This window comes from Paenibacillus sp. FSL M7-0896, assembly GCF_037975415.1.
GTDB lineage: Bacteria > Bacillota > Bacilli > Paenibacillales > Paenibacillaceae > Paenibacillus_AQ > Paenibacillus_AQ silagei.
Genome location: NZ_CP150250.1, coordinates 1,476,739 through 1,494,713, shown reverse-complemented (window position 1 = coordinate 1,494,713; position 17,975 = coordinate 1,476,739). Strand labels below are relative to the sequence as shown.

Annotated in this window: 16 protein-coding genes and 1 riboswitch; of the genes, 2 read left to right on the top strand and 14 right to left on the bottom strand. The window is 54.9% G+C overall.

Annotation, left to right across the window (positions count from 1 at the left end; all coding sequences use genetic code 11):
* Position 1 precedes the first annotated feature (1 nt).
* From MKY12_RS06305 to MKY12_RS06280, 6 genes are all read right to left on the bottom strand, one after another.
* Positions 2–958, bottom strand: a complete 957-nt coding sequence (locus tag MKY12_RS06305; protein WP_339313210.1) for a MoxR family ATPase — start codon at positions 956–958, stop codon at positions 2–4.
* A 164-nt stretch (positions 959–1,122) separates the two neighbouring features.
* Positions 1,123–2,823 carry a HAMP domain-containing methyl-accepting chemotaxis protein gene (locus MKY12_RS06300; RefSeq protein ID WP_339313209.1) on the bottom strand — a complete coding sequence of 567 codons (1,701 nt, stop codon included), beginning with the start codon at positions 2,821–2,823 and terminating at the stop codon, positions 1,123–1,125.
* 231 nt (positions 2,824–3,054) lie between these two features.
* Positions 3,055–3,405: a stage V sporulation protein AE gene (gene spoVAE / locus MKY12_RS06295; RefSeq protein WP_036697920.1), complete on the bottom strand. Its 351-nt coding sequence runs from the start codon at positions 3,403–3,405 to the stop codon at positions 3,055–3,057.
* Positions 3,402–4,436: a stage V sporulation protein AD gene (gene spoVAD / locus MKY12_RS06290; RefSeq protein ID WP_339313208.1), complete on the bottom strand. Its 1,035-nt coding sequence runs from the start codon at positions 4,434–4,436 to the stop codon at positions 3,402–3,404. The genes spoVAE and spoVAD overlap by 4 nt, the downstream gene beginning before the upstream one ends.
* A 3-nt stretch (positions 4,437–4,439) precedes the next feature.
* Positions 4,440–4,937, bottom strand: coding sequence for a stage V sporulation protein AC (spoVAC, locus tag MKY12_RS06285; RefSeq protein WP_076079722.1), 498 nt, complete (start codon positions 4,935–4,937; stop codon positions 4,440–4,442).
* A 134-nt stretch (positions 4,938–5,071) separates the two neighbouring features.
* The gene (locus tag MKY12_RS06280; RefSeq protein ID WP_209878112.1) at positions 5,072–5,248 is read right to left on the bottom strand and encodes a hypothetical protein; all 177 of its coding nucleotides are present in this window, start codon (positions 5,246–5,248) and stop codon (positions 5,072–5,074) included.
* Between the two features lie 148 nt (positions 5,249–5,396).
* On the opposite strand from MKY12_RS06280, the gene MKY12_RS06275 reads away from it, so the two are divergent.
* Positions 5,397–6,470: a M42 family metallopeptidase gene (locus MKY12_RS06275; RefSeq protein ID WP_339313207.1), complete on the top strand. Its 1,074-nt coding sequence runs from the start codon at positions 5,397–5,399 to the stop codon at positions 6,468–6,470.
* 114 nt (positions 6,471–6,584) lie between these two features.
* On the opposite strand, the gene MKY12_RS06270 is transcribed toward MKY12_RS06275, so the two are convergent.
* The 8 genes from MKY12_RS06270 to MKY12_RS06235 form a co-directional block, all read right to left on the bottom strand.
* Positions 6,585–7,730 carry a mannitol-1-phosphate 5-dehydrogenase gene (locus tag MKY12_RS06270; protein ID WP_339313206.1) on the bottom strand — a complete coding sequence of 382 codons (1,146 nt, stop codon included), beginning with the start codon at positions 7,728–7,730 and terminating at the stop codon, positions 6,585–6,587.
* Positions 7,730–8,164 carry a PTS sugar transporter subunit IIA gene (locus MKY12_RS06265; protein WP_076079725.1) on the bottom strand — a complete coding sequence of 145 codons (435 nt, stop codon included), beginning with the start codon at positions 8,162–8,164 and terminating at the stop codon, positions 7,730–7,732. Before MKY12_RS06265 ends, MKY12_RS06270 begins: the two co-directional genes overlap by 1 nt.
* Before the next feature lie 16 nt (positions 8,165–8,180).
* On the bottom strand, positions 8,181–10,247 hold the full coding sequence (locus MKY12_RS06260) for a BglG family transcription antiterminator (protein ID WP_339313205.1): 2,067 nt from the start codon (positions 10,245–10,247) through the stop codon (positions 8,181–8,183).
* A gap of 108 nt (positions 10,248–10,355) precedes the next feature.
* Positions 10,356–11,795: a PTS mannitol transporter subunit IICBA gene (locus MKY12_RS06255; protein WP_339313204.1), complete on the bottom strand. Its 1,440-nt coding sequence runs from the start codon at positions 11,793–11,795 to the stop codon at positions 10,356–10,358.
* A 409-nt stretch (positions 11,796–12,204) separates the two neighbouring features.
* Positions 12,205–13,068 carry an aldo/keto reductase gene (locus MKY12_RS06250; RefSeq protein WP_339313203.1) on the bottom strand — a complete coding sequence of 288 codons (864 nt, stop codon included), beginning with the start codon at positions 13,066–13,068 and terminating at the stop codon, positions 12,205–12,207.
* Positions 13,069–13,179: 111 nt separating this feature from the next.
* Positions 13,180–13,494, bottom strand: a complete 315-nt coding sequence (locus MKY12_RS06245) for a multidrug efflux SMR transporter (RefSeq protein ID WP_209879950.1) — start codon at positions 13,492–13,494, stop codon at positions 13,180–13,182.
* A 1-nt stretch (position 13,495) separates the two neighbouring features.
* The gene (locus tag MKY12_RS06240; RefSeq protein WP_339313202.1) at positions 13,496–13,855 is read right to left on the bottom strand and encodes a multidrug efflux SMR transporter; all 360 of its coding nucleotides are present in this window, start codon (positions 13,853–13,855) and stop codon (positions 13,496–13,498) included.
* A 59-nt stretch (positions 13,856–13,914) separates the two neighbouring features.
* A riboswitch (guanidine-I (ykkC/yxkD leader) is annotated at positions 13,915–14,026 on the bottom strand.
* A 62-nt stretch (positions 14,027–14,088) separates the two neighbouring features.
* Positions 14,089–16,368: a glycoside hydrolase family 3 C-terminal domain-containing protein gene (locus tag MKY12_RS06235; protein WP_339313201.1), complete on the bottom strand. Its 2,280-nt coding sequence runs from the start codon at positions 16,366–16,368 to the stop codon at positions 14,089–14,091.
* A 116-nt stretch (positions 16,369–16,484) separates the two neighbouring features.
* Between MKY12_RS06235 and MKY12_RS06230 the strand changes: the two genes are divergently transcribed.
* On the top strand, positions 16,485–17,849 hold the full coding sequence (locus MKY12_RS06230) for a helix-turn-helix domain-containing protein (RefSeq protein ID WP_339313200.1): 1,365 nt from the start codon (positions 16,485–16,487) through the stop codon (positions 17,847–17,849).
* The last annotated feature ends 126 nt before the right edge of the window (positions 17,850–17,975 follow it).

Genomic DNA, 17,975 nt, shown 5'->3' with positions numbered 1-17,975 from the left:
CTTATTGCCTCATGGTTACAGGCACGTTAATGCTCTGAAGCAGCTTCTGCAGAAGGGAGTCCATGCTGACGTTGTCCAGGCGTGATTCCGGCCGCAGCAGGATCCGGTGTCCCAGTGTATACGGGGTCAGGGTCTTCACATCATCAGGCAGCACATAATCCCGTCCCTGGAGAAAAGCGTAGGCCTTGCAGGCCATCATGAATGATAAGGATGCCCGGGGGCTTGCGCCGAGCAGCACCAGCGGATGCACCCGCGTCTGGCGGACCACATCCAGCAGGTAGTTCAGCACCGGCTCGCTGATGAACACATCGCGGATCTCCTCCTGAATGGCCGCAATCGTCTCCATGCTGGTTACGGGAGCCAGCCTGTCCACCGGTTGGCCCTGCTGATGGGTTAGCAGCAGGTTCTTCTCGGTATAGGCATCGGGGTAGCCCAGGCTGATCCGCAGCATGAAGCGGTCCAGCTGAGCTTCGGGAAGGGTATAGGTTCCCTCGAAATCTATCGGATTCTGGGTCGCACAGAGCATGAACGGATGCGGAAGAGGATAGGTCTCTCCATCGACCGTAACATTGCGTTCTTCCATTACCTCAAGCAGTGCGGACTGGGTCTTGGTGGTCGCCCGGTTGATCTCATCGGCCAGCAGGATATTGGTCATCACCGGACCCGGACGGAAGTGGAACATCTCATCACGCGGATGATAGACGGATACGCCGGTAATATCACTCGGAAGAATATCCGGGTTACACTGGATGCGCCGGTATTCGCCGGACATCGACCGGGAGAGCGCGCGGATAAGCTGGGTTTTTCCAGTCCCCGGAACATCCTCAATCAGGACATGTCCGCCTGCTAACAGTGCAGTCAGCAGCAGTTCTATTTCAAAGCTTTTACCGAGAATACAGGATTCCAGATTAGTGCGGACAGCGTTCATAATTTGCGTGGATTCTTGACGTACGGGCATGTATATTAAACCCTCCTATATCAGAATAAGCAGTAATATATACATTTTACATGATAGGAGTACCGAAAGTACATGTTAGGCTGGTGATATCACTGTAAATGCCAAAACAAACAGCACAAATCCCGGATAAGGGAATTGTGCTGCAGTGCCTGTCGTACTTGACATTAAACCTTGAATTTGCCGATCTGCTCCTGAAGCTCTTCAGCGATAGTGGACAATGAAGTGGCCGAAGCCGAGATGCCTTCCATTGAAGCCAGCTGCTCCTCGGTAGCAGCCGATACATGCTGTGTTCCCGCCGCTCCATTCTCGGCTGCGACAGATATCTGCTTGATGAAGTTGACCACTTCATCCGTTCCTGCTGACAGCTGCTCTGATCCGGCCGATACTTCCTCAATCTCTCCGGTAACCTGATTGACAGTATTCAGAATATGCTCGAAGGAATTACCGGCGCTGCGGACGGCTTCCAGCCCAGCAGCGACATCCTGTCCGTTCAATGTTACCGCTTCAATCGCTGTGACGGTATCGGATTGGATGGCTTCTACCAGTTCGGTAATCTGCTGGGCTGAGCCGGCGGACTGCTCTGCAAGCTTGCGGACTTCTCCTGCAACCACAGCAAAGCCCCGTCCCTGTTCTCCGGCACGCGCAGCTTCAATGGCAGCATTGAGCGCCAGAAGGTTGGTCTGTCCCGCGATGCCGGTAATGACACTAACGATTTTGCCGATTTCATTGGAACGTTCTCCGAGCGCCGACATCATGCCGCCGAGCTCTGTAACCGACTGATTCACAGCGTTCATCTGTGTCACTGCTTCCTGAATCCGCTGATTCCCTTCGGCAGACCTCTGGGCTGCTCCTTGTGCAGATGCGAAGACAGACTGGGTGCGTACAGCAATCTGTTCTACACCAACGGACATCTCTTCAATAGCCTGCGTAGATTTCCCAACCATATCCACCTGAAGTGCAGCCCCGCTGGCTACTTCCTGCATTGTCTCTGTAATCTGCATAGACGCCTGACTGCTCTGCTCTGCACTTGCTGTCAGCTCTTCGGAGGAAGTAACTACAAGCTCTGTCGTCGCGTTTACAGCCTGAATGAGGCTCCGGAGATTCTGTACCATTGCATTGAATGCAAGCGAGAGTGTATGCATCTCGTCCCTGCTCTTCACAGTTACCGGTTCACCGGTCAGGTCCCCGCCAGCGATACGTTCCGCAGCACGGCTGATTCTCAGCACCGGACGCGAGATGGAGTTCGACAGCAGGATCGAGATCACAATCGCAACCAGGATCGCGGCAGCGCTGAAGACAATGATCATCCGCTGTCCTGAAACGTAATTCGCCACCGCTTCATCGTTCATCAAGGCGGCTCCGCTGTTATTAAGTTCAATCAGCTTCATAATGGTGTTATTTGCGTTATACCACAGCCCATAGGATTCTTTGTGCAGCATATTGGCCTTGCCATAGTCCTTGGCCTCTCCGGCACTAATAATCTCCGGCAGCTTGGCCAGATAGGACGCATATTGTTCAGTAAAGCCCTTGTAGATTTCCCTCTCCTCATCGGAGCTGATCAGGGCTTCATAGACCTTAAGTCCGTCGTCCACCTTCTTAAGCACATCATTATAATCGGCTTGAACCTTGTCTCTTTGCGCAGTATTCTGCTCCAGCACCAGATTCAGCGCAAGGCGTTCAACATCCGAGACATCTCCATTCAGTGTACCAAGAATCGTGACACTGGGCATCCAATGTGAGTCGATGTCTTTCGCTGTATCTCCAAGCTTGTTCAGGCTGAGCAGAGAAGCAGTGCTACTGACAAACAGCAGTGCTACGACAACAAAAAAAGCAAGCAGCATCTTCAATCGTATATTTATTTTCATCTCAACGCTTCCCCCGTTAACTTATGTATTCTCTTGATTGCACAAGCATACATCTATATCGACAAAAGCTGACATTTCGTTAATATTTCGATTATATATTTTTAATTTATTCAAATTCCTGTTAAGACCCAAAAACAAGCATAAACGGATGCCGCCCTTATAAGGACGACATCCGTTTATAAAAGACCGCCAGAAGTTGAAGCGGTCCCGAATATACTTATCTATGCTGCACTACCCCTTCGGCCGGACCACCAGCGCCGCCAGGAAAGAGAAGACAATCGCCGAGGAAATCCCGGCGCTGGTCACATCGAAGATCCCGGTGACGACACCGACCCAGCCATCGCGCTCCAGCTCCGTCAGCGCGCCGTGGACCAGGGAATTCCCGAAGCTGGTAATGGGTACGCTGGCCCCGGCTCCGGCGAATTTCACGAGCGGATCGTAGATGCCAAAAGCATCGGCAGCCGCTCCAAGCACCACCAGCGTACTCATGGTATGGGCCGGAGTCAGCTTCAGCACATCGAACATCAGCTGGCCGATCACGCATATCGCTCCTCCGACCAGAAAAGCCCATAAATAAATCATGCTCCCTCACCTCCGATCTCCAGGGCTACCGCATGGGCTACACACGGAATACTCTCCCCTTGCTGATAAGACAGCGGCGAGAGCAGCGCTCCAGTCGCCACGATCAATACCCGTTTCAACTCACCCTTCTTCATCCGGCCGATAATATGCCCGTAGGTTACTGTGGCCGAGCAACCCGCGCCGCTTCCCCCGGCAATGACATACTTCTGCTTGTCCAGATCGTACATCATGAGGCCGCAGTCATTGAAGACCGTCTGCTCCATTGGGATGCCTTCCTTGGCCAGCAGATCCTTGGCAATCGGCAAGCCGACGGAAGCCAGATCGCCCGTAACAATCAGATCATAGTGACCAGGCGACAGCCCCGTATCGCGGAAATGTGCCGTGATGGTATCGGCGGCTGCCGGGGCCATGGCCGTTCCCATATTGAACGGATCTTTCAGCCCCAGGTCCATGATGCGCCCAAGAGTTGCGTACACCACATGCGGGCCTTGAACCGTCCCATCGTTCACTCCTACCACTGCGCAGCCGGAGCCTGTAACGGTATATTGGGCGGTGGGCGGCTTCTGCGAGCCATACTCTGTCGGGTAGCGGAACTGCTTCTCAACTGTACAGTTATGGCTGGATGTGCCGGCCAGCGCGTACTTGCCGCCGCCGGAATCCACAATCATGGTGGCGATGGCGAGGCTCTCCATCGAGGTGGAGCAGGCACCGAACACTCCCAAGTAAGGCACGCCGAGCTTCCGCGCGGCGAAGGAGCTGCTGATGATCTGATTCATCAGATCCCCGCCGACGAAGAACTCCAGCTTCTCCTGCTCCAGATTCGCATTCATCAGGGCGAGCTTGGCGGCTTTTTCGAACAGGGCGCGTTCTGCCTTCTCCCATGTCTTCTCGCCCATCTCCAGCGAATCATAGACGAAGTCGAAGCTTGAGGCCAGCGGCCCTTCTCCCTCTTCAGGCCCCACTACAGCGGATGTCCCAAGGATCACCGGACGGTTCGTAAATTCCCAGGTCTGACTGCCGAGCTGCTTCATCGTTTAATGCGCACCTCCCCAGCCCATAACGGCATACACTACACCCACGATAAAAGCGGCAACGACACCGAACACAATAACCGACCCGGCCAGCTTGAACATGTTCCCGCCCACGCCCAGTACCAGCCCTTCAGCCCTGTGCTCCAGTGCGGCAGAGCACATGCTGTTGGCGAATCCTGTGACGGGCACCGCTGTGCCTGCACCGCACCACTGGGCGAGCTTGTCATATACCCCGAAGCTGGTCAATATGACGGAGAGCAGAATCAGAATGGCCACGGTCGGGCTTGCCGCCTCTCTTGAGGTCATATCGAATATCGCCATGAATGCTTCCTGGATGCCTTGTCCCAGCACACAGATGAGTCCCCCGGAGAGGAAGGCGCGTATACAATTCTTGAATACAGGACGAGAAGGCACGTAAGGCTTGGCCAATTCCTGATAAGCCTTCGGGGTCAGACCATCAAGGTTCAGCTTGACGCCTGACTTTTTTGTTTTTGCCGGCAATGCAGACACCCCCTGAACTGTTGGATACGAAAGGGAACGGGCAGCGGGTAAGCTGTAGTCCCGTTCCTTCGTGCTATGCAGAATTAAGTTTTCCTTATTGTTCACTTCAGGCGGCCCCGTTATGTCCCTCCTGCTCAGGAAAAATAAAACAGCACAACAATCAGCAGCAGAAACAGCACCAGAATCAGCACTGCCTCATTCTCCCGCCCGTACCGGCGGCGGTACCGCCTGGGCAAGCCCTGCCTGCGGACCGGCACTTTCCGGAAACCGCTCCGGCTGCCTGCCTGGGCTACGCTCCCCGAGAGCCACATTCTCCTCGCTTCCTTTCTCCGGCCCCTGCCTGCAGAGCCCTTACTGTATAGTATTCGCACAATGAGCCTCTGTGTTCATTTGCCCTTCCAGCATGGACAAGAGGCGCAACAATGTTCATACTAGATGACATAAAGGAGCGATATATGTATGAATACAGACACACTTGAATTATTTAAGACATTGACTGAATTCCCCTCAGCCTCCGGCTTCGAGCGCGAACTGCGCGCTTATGTCAAAGAGGCAATGACGCCTTATACGGACGAATTTGTACAAGACCGACTGGGCAGCCTGTTCGGCGTGATGCGCGGTGAAGCTAACGGTCCCAAGATTATGGTGGCCGGCCATTTCGATGAGGTAGGCTTCATGGTTACCGGCATTACAGACAACGGGATGATCCGCTTCACACCGCTGGGCGGATGGCTGGCTTCGGCCGTGGCCTCACAGCGCCTGCAGATTATTACGCCGAAGGGTACGCTGAACGGCGTGGTCGGCAGTACACCTATCCATCTGCTGAGCGCGGATGAACGCGGCAAGGCCGGGGAGATCAGCAAGATGTACATCGATATCGGCGCAGACAGCCGGGAAGAGGCGCAGAGCTTCGGTGTAGCTCCGGGACAGCAGGTCGTGCCGGTCTGCCCGTTCACACCGCTGGCCAATCCGAAGAAGATTATGGCCAAGGCCTGGGACAACCGCTACGGTGTCGGCCTGGCTATTGAATTAATGAAGGAACTGCACGGACAAGCCTTGCCGAATACGCTCTACTGCGGCGCTACCGTTCAGGAAGAGGTCGGGCTGCGCGGTGCAAGGACGGCTGCCAATCTGCTGCAGCCGGATATTTTCTTCGGGCTGGACGCCAGCGCCGCTTCCGATATGACCGGCGACCGCCAGGCCTTCGGCCATCTGGGCCAGGGCGCACTGCTGCGTATTTTTGACCCGACGATGATTACCCACCGGGGACTGATTGAATATGTGCAGGATATGGCTGACACCCATAAGATTAAATACCAGTATTTCGTCTCCCAGGGGGGAACGGATGCGGGCCAGGTGCATCTAAGCGGAATCGGTATTCCTTCAGCGGTGATCGGGATCTGCTCCCGTTACATCCACACGGCAACCTCGATCATCCACAGTGATGATTATGCGGCAGCCAAAGAGCTGCTGATTAAGCTGGTACAAGGATTGGACCGCACGACACTGCAGACGATTCTGGAGAACAGCTAATAGCCTCCACACAAAGTGGGGCTTTAGCTCTCACAGACTAACGCAAACAGCCGCAGGGATAAGCTTATAGGCTTTCCCTGCGGCTGTATTTTTATGTTGTTAGCTCATATGTCCTTAGCTCAGCTTCGCGTATTGCTCCATCGCAGACTGATGGATCGGATGGTCAGCAGCAAGACCCGTATACTTCGTCAGCGCTGCTTCTGCTCCAAGCTCCGCGATTGCGGCTTGCAGCTCCACCGCTTCCGGGTCATCCCCCGCCTTGAACAGCAGCGCACCGGCCATGGAACGTGTCAACGCGGTGTAACTCAGCCCTCTGTCATACGCCTGCGTTGCAGGGGATACCAGACGATCATTTGGCGACAGCTTGCGCAGCGGCGAACGGCCTACACGGGACACCTCATCGGTCAGCGCCGGATTGCGGAAGCGCTCCAGGATTTTATCGATATACTTACTGTGCTCTACTTCATCGAAGCCATGCTTCTGGACCAGCACTGCGCCGGTCTCCTCAAGTACCTCACGAACCTTCGCCGTTAACGCCTCATCCGCCATAGCCTGCTGTATGGTCTCGTAGCCCTGCAGATAGCCCAGGTACGCCGCAGAGCAGTGCCCCGTGTTCACAGTGAAGAGCTTGCGTTCAATATACGGCTCCAGATTCTCTACATAATGCACACCTTCAACCGGCGTATAGCCCGGGATCATCTGCGAGGCGTCCACCACCCATTCATAGAACGGCTCAACGACCACCTTCAGAATATCCTCATGCTGCTGGAGCGGAACGATCCGGTCCACTGCCGCGTTAGGAAAAGCAACCGAAGATTCAGCCTTCTCACGTGCAGCTTCATCGAGCTTCGCGTATACCAGCTCCTTGAGCTGTGCACTGCCGCCAATCGCATTCTCGCAGGCAATGACATGCAGCGGTGCGGAGGAGACAGCTACTCTCCGGCGGATGCCGTCCGCCACCGTTCCCGCAATGTGCTTCAGAATTGACACGCCGACCGCGGTTGTAACCAGATCGGCTTCAGCAATGGCGGCCGCCACTTCATCCGCATGCGTGACACTGCTAAGAGCCGTTACATTCTTCACGATGACCGTTTCCTGACCGTCGCTGGCCAGCGTGACCGGATACTCCCCGCGTTCCTTGAGCTGGGTAACAAAGGCCTCATTCACATCCACAAAAGTAACTTCATAGCCCGCCTGCGACAGCAGCAGCCCGATGAAGCCCCTGCCGATATTGCCCGCGCCGAAATGGACCGCCTTCATTACTCCAGTCCCCCTTCGAAGATTGCAATAACATCAGCAGCCGTAGGGGCGTTCATTACGCGGTCAATAGCATCATCCTCGGTGAAAATCATCGCCACGTTCGTCAGAACCTCCATATGCCCGTCACCTGCGGCTGCAATGCCGATGACTACAAACGCCGGCTCATCGCCGCCGAAATCCACCCCGTCCGGAAAGCGGATGATAGACAACCCAGTTGACTTGATAAAAGGCCGCGCTTCTTTAGTACCATGCGGAATAGCCAATCCGCCGCCCATATAAGTGGACACCACTTCCTCGCGCTCCAGCATCTTGGGAACATATTCCTCCGTTACATGCCCTGCATCGACCAGCAGCTTGCCCGCCATCTTGATGGCTTCGTATTTATCGTTTGCCGCACCGTGCATAATCACTTTATTTTCTGACAGTATACTCATATGGTTTCTCCCGCTTTCAACTTTTATTTTGGAAAAAATGAAGCAGCTCCGAGGACAAATACCCCCGGATCTCTGACTCTGAACGCTCTTCCAGCAATTGAACCAGCTCGGAATTCAGCAGCAGTGCGCTGATCTCGCTGAGCACCTCCAGGCTCTCCTTGGAGAGTCTGCGCGGAGCCAGCATGAGCAGAATGACTCTGACCTCTGTATCCCCCTCCAGAATTACGGGCTGATCAAGCCGGTACAGGGTCAGCGATGACAGGTGAATATGGCTGCTTCTGGTATGGAACAACGCCAATGCGGTATCGGGGATCACCTGGCTGGTCATCCGCTCCCGTTCGAGCAGACGCTCCAGCACAATACCGGCATCCCCAACCACGCCGTTTCCATTCAGTGTCTCCAGCATCTCCACTATCGTCGCTGACAGATCCATTCCCTTGTTGTCAATCGGATGGAACCTGAACCGCTCCAGCAGGCTGACGATCTCATCCAGAACGCCCTTGTAGCTCCTGAGCCGTTCAAGCGAGGCTTCCTCCCGCACCGCCTGGTCCGGTTCACTGGGCATCCCCTTCTCCCGTTCCCGCAGCGTAGTATTCTGGATGTAATTCAGCAGCTTCTCGATCTCCTCCGCTGTGAGCAGGGGGCTGATCTTGATGTAACGCTCCTTATCAATCGGCAGATCAATGGTAGATATAATCAGATCATAATCTTCATCCGGCAGGCGTGCTGCTTCATACCAGGAGATGTTGCCGAGAATCTCAATCTGCGGCATTTCCTTGGTCAGCCGGGTGGCTAGCAGCCGGGAGGAGCTAAGGCCGCTGGCACAGACCAGAATGGCTCTTACGTTGCGCCTTAGCTGGTTCAGCCGCTCTGCGGAAGCTCCGAAATGCATGACCAGAAATCCGATCTCTTCATCCGGGATCGCAAGCTCCAGCTGCATATCCTCCACCGCTGCGCGGATGATGTTGAACAGATATTCGTAATCCCTGCGAATCGGGCCAAGCAGCGGGTTACGGATACGCGTGCCTTCCCGAATCCGCTTCAGTGCCGGATCAATATGCTCCAGCAGACCCTCGCGCAGGGAACGGTCACTCTGGAACGGCAGCCCTGTCCGCTTGACGACACTCTCCGTCAGCTTGTAGACAATCTCCATTAATTCAATGTCGCCATAGGCATAGCCCGACGAGGAGAAGGAATCCTGAACCCGGTCGAACAGCCCGGCGATATACAGAATCTCTACCCGGGGGATTTTCAGCTTAAGCACCTCAGCGAGCTGCCCCACAAATCGCTCGGCTCCGGCAATGTTCCGGTGATCGGACACCCTGGAATAGCCCGCTTCCGCCCCGCTGTCGATGCTTCGGCTAAGCTCAATCCGCCGGGTAGTGACAGCAAGGGCCAGGAGCATCTCCATATAGACAATTTCGGGCAGCTCCGCCGTCCATTTCCATTCCATATCCCACAGCGTATTCTCTACTTCCATAAGGTTGGATTGTCCAACTGTAGTTAATAGAACACGAAAAGCCGGATTGCTCTCAGCCACAGAACCATGGCCGACCAGATCGGACAAATCCAGATGCTCTGCGGCTAACCGGCCAATCGCCCGGCGCTTGTCGAGCTCGCTGCCGGTGATTTCTACGCCGTAGCCTCGTCTACGAACCAGCTCCAGGCCGAACTTACGGACCCATTGCTCCAGTTCATCCAGATCGTAGCTAATAGAAGCAACTGTAACCTTGAGGGAATGCGCAAGTGTGAACAGCTTCACCGGCTCCTCTGCCTCCAGCAGCACACAGAGCTCGAATACCTTGCGGTCTTCGCCGGAATAATCCGCCGGCTTCTCTTCCCGCAGGAATAGGCGCAGCTCCGCAAGACCGGCCTCCGGGCCGCTCAACTGGATGCCTTTGCCTGATTTTTTGATCAGATCAAGACCAAAGTCCTCAAGCGCGGACTCTATATCCTCCATCTCCCGGTGTACGGTCCTTACGCTTACCCCGGTAGCCTCGGCAATTTTTACAGCGGTAATCTCTCCGCTTGCTTCAAGCAGAAGCCACAGGATCTGGCGCTGTCTGGCGGTAATTTTCGTCATTTCCGCTAACCCTCCGCCTTGCATCAAGTACAAACGGATATGCCGTCCTATAAGGGACGGCATCCGTTTCAGCGAGAACTATATACTTAGATTTTACACTTGTGCCGCTTACTTCAAACGTTCTACGAGCTCATCATATTTCGGACTCTTCAGGAAGTTATCGATCGAGATATGCTCTGCCTGCGGATTGCTGGCAATCGCCCGGTCGGTAAGCGTCTTCTGGGTAACTACGATATCCGCGTCAGCAGGAATTTCACTAACAGCAGAGTTCGTCACCGTAATGTTGACCCCTGCGTTCTGCAGTTTCTTTCTCAGCACCGAGGCCCCCATGGCACTGGAACCCATCCCTGCATCACAAGCGAAGACGATTTTGTTCACATTGGCTTTGCTGCGGACATTGGAAGCTACAGCTGTAGTTGCGGCGGTCTGTGCTGCTGTACCGGCCGACTTCATGTCTCTCATTCTGGCTTCTGCCGCTTCCAGATCCATCTCCTCTTCATCATTACTCTTGGAAGATCTCAGAAGCACAGCTGCAATCAGGAACGATACGATGGTAGCCACGACAACCCCGGCAATCATCGGAAGATATCCGCCCTTAGGCGTCATTGCGAAATAGGCAAAGATACTGCCTGGTGAAGGAGAAGCTACCAGACCGGCGCCCAGCATCTGGAAGGTGAATGTACCGGACATTCCGCCACCGATGACCGCCAGAATCAGACGAGGGTTCATCAGGATGTAAGGGAAGTAGATCTCATGAATCCCGCCCAGGAAGTGAATGATAATAGCGCCCGGTGCAGAGGATTTGGCAGAACCTTTGCCCGCCAGCCAGTATGCAAGCAGGATACCCAGACCAGGACCCGGATTCGATTCAAGCATGAACAGGATGGATTTGCCGATTCTCTGGGACTCTTCAAGCGCAATCGGTCCCAGTACCCCGTGGTTAATTGCATTGTTCAGGAACAATACCTTGGCCGGCTCAATGATGATGTTGATGAGCGGCAGCAGGTTATGGTTCACCAGGAACTCCACGCCATTCGAGAGGATATTGGTCAAGCCTTGAACCAGCGGTCCAACGCCCTTTAAGGCTCCAAGCGTCAAAGCGCCGCCGATGATACCCAGCGAGAAGTTGTTGACCAGCATTTCGAACCCGGCTCTGATTTTGCCGTCCACAGCTCTGTCGAACTGCTTCAGCACCCAGGCAGCCAGCGGACCGACAATCATCGCACCCAGGAACATTGGAATCGTCGAGCCGACGATAACCCCCATGGTCACCAGCGCGCCGATGACAGCACCGCGTTTGCCGTGAACCATCTGTCCGCCGGTGTAACCGATCAGCAGAGGAAGCAGGTAGTTAATGATTGGGCCTACTAGAGCTGCAAGGCTTTCATTAGGATACCAGCCCGTTGGAATGAATAATGCTGTAATCAATCCCCAAGCGATAAAAGCGCCGATATTCGGCATAACCATACCGCTGAGCATACGTCCGAATTGTTGAACCTTCACCTTTGCACCGCCGGATGAAGTTTGTTTCGTTGCCGTTGTGGCCATTTAAGATGCCCCCTTATTGTAATGAACGGGAACCTTCCGCACCGCATACTGAAAGGTGTTTTCCCTTTGAACACATCGTAAATCAAAGCGCTTTCTTTGTCACCAAATTGAAAACACGGTTTCGGCATGAACATTGTTGACAACATTTAAGAGCTCCTGCCAAGGGGCTTAAGTCCAGTATCCTGCTTGCTTCCAACGGCCTACAAGCTTCCTCATAGGATGCACAATTTCACGTATAATATCATTTAAGGCTTAGGTAGTGTAAAGAACAGAATGAACCTGCGGATGGATAATGTAAGAACTTAGGGCTGTAGCTCATACGGCTATATTTGCCCGCTGTCGGGGCAGACAAAAAAAGCCGCCCCCTCAACGGAGACAGCTATGCCATGCGGCAGCGGTTAAGCTATGATTAAATCATGTCCAGCGGAACCTTCCACGACGGCTGGGGAAAAGCATCGTCGAGCTGCCACAGCTCGTCGTCTGTAAGCACAAGCCTCGCGGCAGCCGCATTCTCATTCACATGCTCACGGGTGGCAGCCTTGGGAATAGCGATGACCTCCCCGTCCCGGATGGTCCAGGCCAGCAGAACCTGCAGCGGAGTGACCTCATGATTCCGGGCAATCTGCTGCACAGCTTCATTCTCAGTCAGCCCTTTTCTCAGTGTGCCTGCCTGGGCCAGCGGAGAATAGGCCATGACAGGAATCTTATGTCCTCTCAGCCAAGGCAGCAGCTCATGCTCAATCCCTCTCGAGCCCAGATGATAGAGCACTTGATTAACTGCACAGTGATTGCCGCCGGGAATACTCAGCAGCTCCTGCATATCTGCCGTATCCAGATTGGATACGCCCCAGCGGGCGATTTTGCCGGAAGCAACCAGTGCCTCCATCCCCTCCACGGTCTCTTCCAGAGGAATGTTGCCGCGCCAATGCAGCAGGTACAGGTCCAGATGGTCCGTCCCGAGCCGCTTGAGGCTGGCTTCGCAGCTGCTAATCAGCTTAGTCCCGCCCGCATTATGCGGATAGACCTTGGAGACCAGAAATACGCTGTCGCGGATTCCCCGCAGCGCTTCACCAACCAGCTCCTCGGAGCGGCCGTCACCGTACATCTCAGCCGTATCAATCAGATTCATCCCCAGCTCTACACCCTGGCGAAGCGCAGCAATCTCTTCTGCCCGCTTCCCCGGCTGGTCGCCAATCCGCCACGTTCCCTGCCCCAGTCTGGGCAGCACGGCTCCGTCGTTCAGGCGGATATTCTCAGATACAGGTCTGCTCATATGTGATAAGTCTCCTTATAAGAATAATGTTCTTACTTACTATACTTACCATATCCAGGGCAACGAAACATCCGTTAAGTGTCCAACTCAGTAACGTTTCAGCGGGAATTCTCAGCCGATCAGCTTCAGGCCGGCTACGGCTCCCAAAATCACTACAATACAGGCAATCCGCTTCACATCCCTTGCTTCACCGTAGAACAACATGCCCATAATCGCTGCCCCGGACGCTCCAATCCCTGTCCAGATCGCATATGCAATCCCCATCGGCAGACTCTCCATCGCCAGAGACAGCAGCAGGAAGCTTGCCCCGAAGCCTAGGATCAGCAGGCAGACAGACTGCCAGTTGCGGTCCTTGTGCAGCTTGCCAATCATGGCGACCCCGAACATTTCACATATACCAGCGGCAATCAGCATCACCCATGCCATATCAGTTCAGCTCCTTTGTCTGTTCAGATTCAGCCTGAGCCGGGGTAACCAGCTTCAGTCCGACGACCCCGGCCAGCAGCAGGCCGATCAACAGCAGCTTCAACGGCCGCAGCGGTTCACCGAACAGAACTCCACCCGCCAGAACGGTACCCGCGGTTCCAAGTCCGACAAATACAGCATAGACCGTCCCGACCGGCAGCCTGCCGCTAGCCCAGATGAGGGCGTAGAAGCTGATCAGTATGGCCGCTACCGTAACCGCCCATTCCCATGGAGCGGAGGCATGCTTCAGCCCGATGACCCATATCACTTCAAAGCAAGCAGCGCCTGCAATCATGATCCAGCTCTTAGTGCTTTTCTTCATTTCCCTTGCCTCCTGTGTCATAAAATAAGCCCGGAAGGTTATCGTCATTACCTGACGATACCTCCCGGGCTTTTGTCCCTCCGTGTATACACGGATTAGCTTCATCCGTGTGTTCTCCCTCGGACCAGGCCAGCGGTGTGTACCTGCTGCGGAACCCTAGAGAACTATTAACTGCTTATGAACTTACAACGTATGTTAGCAAATCACGCTACGGAATGCAACCCCTGTATCTCTTACTCCTGTCCGGCCAGCCTGTTCAGCTCCTGTAGATCCGCTTCCAGATCCGCCTCGGTATACTTGCCCTGACCAAAGCCGATCATGGCGCGCAGCGGCATGTATTTCATCATGGCCAGCAGCATCTCCGGATTGTCGCCAAGCGCATCCTCCAGCCCGAACACGCTGCTGAAGCTCTTCGCCTTCTCCTCCGTCAGCGGATTGGCAAGCAGGTCACCGACTGTGGTGTTGCGGTGGAACCGGGTGGTCAGCTTCACGGTGGATTCCACCTCAAGCTCCGTGCTCAGGCGGATATCGCGCGAGGAAGAACCTACAGCGATCTTGAACCTCCCGCTCTCCACATGCCAGTCGCCTAACTGCACATTATAATAAGCGAAGGAACGTTTATCCAAAGTGAAGGTTACGCTGCGTTCTTCCCCAGGCTGCAGCTCAATCTTGCCGAAGCCCTTCAGCTCCTGCAGCGGACGGATCACATGACTCTCCACATCACTGACATAGAGCTGTACGACTTCCTTGCCCGCTCTGCTGCCGGTGTTCTTGACAGTGACCGATACCTGAACGGTATCTGTGTCCTGAATGCGGGTCTGATCCAGCAGCAGGCGGCTGTACTCGAATTCCGTGTAGCTGAGGCCGTAGCCGAAGGGGAACAGCGGCTCGATTTCTTTTTTGTCATAATAACGGTAGCCTACGAACAAGCCTTCCTTGTACTCCACCGTATCGCCTTCACCGGGGAAGTTCAGGAATGTCGGATTGTCGCTCAGCTTCATAGGGAAGGTCTCCGCCAGCTTGCCGCTCGGGCTCACTTCGCCGAACAACAGATCCGCAACCGCACCGCCAAAAGCCTGACCGCCCAGGTAGCCTTCAAGCACCGCTTTCGCCCTATGCAGCCAAGGCATCTCGACCGGAGCGCCGTTGCTCAGCACTACAATAATTTCGCTCTGAACCTCGGCCACCGCTTCAATCAGCGCCTTATGGCTCGCAGGAAGCAGCAGATGGCTACGGTCATAGCCCTCCGATTCGTAGCGGTCAGGCAGACCAAGGAACAGCACAGCTGCATCCGCCTTAGCTGCTGTATCACAGGCTTCGCGCAGCAGATCAGCATTGATGTCATCGCTCTCCAGCTCATAGCCCTGTGCGTACAGGAAGCTGGCCGCATCCCCGGCAACGGCCTGCAATTCAACGAAGGCATCATCCATCCGGGATGGATTCACATGCGAGCTGCCCCCGCCCTGATAGCGCGGCTGCTTGGCGAATTCACCGATCACGGCGATCCGGCCGCTCTTCACGAGGGGCAGAATCCCGCCTTCGTTCTTCAGCAGCACCATACTCTCCCGGGCCACTTCGCGTGCAAGCTGATGATGCTTATCTGCATCGAAGACAGCGTGCGGGTTGCGGTTTTCGACACTTTTGAAGATAAAGGCCAGCATCCGTTCTACAGCGAGATCCAGCGTCTCCATAGCCAATTCACCGCTCTTCACAGCCGCTACAATCTTGGCGTCTCCGATTCCAGCACTTGACGGCATTTCCAGCTCCAGCCCTGCTGCCAGTGCCTTCACCCGCTCATTGACCGCTCCCCAGTCCGACACAACGAAGCCTTCGAAACCCCAGTCCTCACGCAGCACCTTGGTCAGCAGCTCATAGCTCTCGGAAGCATACTCTCCGTTCACCTGATTATACGAGCACATCACACTCCACGGCTGGCTCTGCTTCACGGTGCCTTCGAAGCTGGCTAGATAAATCTCGCGGAGCGTCCGCTCATCAATAACTGCATCCACTGACATGCGGCGGTGTTCCTGGTTATTGGCAGCATAATGCTTCAGCGACGTCCCCACTCCCTGGCTCTGCACACCCTTCACATGATTTGCAGCCATCTCTGAGGCCAGGAACGGGTCCTCCGAGAAATATTCAAAGTTCCGCCCATTCAGCGGAGAACGCTTGATATTATTGCCTGGTCCGAGCAGAACGGCGACATTCTCCACCTGGCATTCCGTTCCCAGCGCCTCGCCCACCCGGAAGATCAGATCACGGTCCCACGAGGAGGCAAGTCCGGCTGCTGACGGAAAACAGGTTGCCGGTACACTGTTATTCAATCCAAGATGGTCTGCGTCACCCTGCTGCTTGCGGAGACCGTGGGGACCGTCTGTTACCATCACTGAGGGGATACCCAGACGTTCAATGCCTTTGGTGTTCCAGAAATCCAGCCCGGAGCAGAGTCCGGCCTTCTCTTCCAGTGTCATTTGCGAAATGAGCTTTTGAAGCTCTGTTATGTCCTTTGCCATTATATAGCCTCCTATGAATACGGTTTCTTGACTCCATTCTATATGACTGTTCCGGCCAATTATGGTACTTTCATTCGATTTTTGGTATTCTAAGTAGACAAAAAAGGGGGCGGCCTATGGTGAAGGGAATCGGGAATGACGACGGTATACAGTACATCTGCAAGCTGGTCTACGAAGCTTACCGGGTCCCGGTCTTGCGGGTTGATGAAGCGGCTGCGCCCCGTCTAGCCCTGGGACCGACTGCACTAAACCGCCCTTCCGTTCAGGGAACGGGCGGCCTGCCGGTTGAGGTGATGGAGCTTGTCCGGGGGCACGGAGGAGCGGCGGCGGGCAGGAAGCTTAACATGGAGACGGTCGAGACGTTTAGTACAGTTAGTAGCAGGACAGCAGTTGAAGGCGGGACGCTTAACGCGGTGACGGGCAGAACTGCTGCTGCGGCCTCGCCCGCGTTGCCGTATCTGCACACAACTGGCTTCCTGGAGAATTTCATTATTCTCCAGCTTCCCGGCGCTGACGGTGCCATCGTCACCGGTCCGGCGCTGAACGCACCTGTTACCGGTGATAATGCAGCCAACCTGCTGCGCGACCACAACATCCCGCCCGGGCAGCAGGCAAGCTGGCTAGAGTATTACGGCAACCTGCCTATAATTAGCCGGAAGCGCTGGTATCATGCGGCGCTGCTGCTCTACACGCTTGTCACCGGGCAGGCATTGTCCGTAACGGAGCTGCTGCTGGCGGCGGGTCCGCTGGCGGAACCGCTGCATCCGGCGGACGACAGCCCGGATCTGGACTTGTCCTACCGCCGCGAGCATACATGGCTGCACCATGACCCGATGCAGGAACGCGAAATGTTCCGCTATATTACCAATGGGGACAAGGCGGGGCTGCTGCGGACCCATGCTTCTTTTGCCGAGGAGAGCTTCGGAAGGTTGTCCCGCAAAAGCCAGCTGCGCAGCAAAAAAAATCTGGCTGTCTCCTCCATCACGCTGGCCACCCGCGCGGCGATTGAAGGCGGGCTGTTCTGGGAGATTGCCTATACGCTAAGCGACTTCCATATCCAGTATATTGAGGAGCTCCGTGATATTCCGGCGGTGGACCGGGCTATGCTGGCCGCACTCTGTGACTTTGCCGATCAGGTGGAGGGCAGCCGCAGCGCAAGACATTCCCGCATCTCCGACCGGTGCCGGAATTATATTTACAATCATCTGTATGAGGAGCTTCCACTCGGCAGGCTGGCTGAATACGCCGGAATGAGTGCCAGTTATCTGTCCCAGCTGTTCAAAAAAGAAACTGGAACCGCCATCAGCGACTACATCCAGCAGCAGCGGGTCGAAGAAGCCAAGCGTCTGATCCAGCTGCCCGGTATCACGCTGTCGGATATCGCTACCCGTCTGCATTTTAACGACCAGAGCTATTTTACCAAGGTATTCAAGAAATATACCGGCCTCACCCCGAGACAATTCAAGCAGCATTTCAAGTAGTTTCCAGAATTATGGTATGATTCAGCTATGAGGGCAATCTTACATTTGGTTATAAGGAGAGGTTCTGCATGATGGGAAGCTTACTATTCGCAGGAGCAGTTATCTTCGTTGCGGTGAAGTTGATTA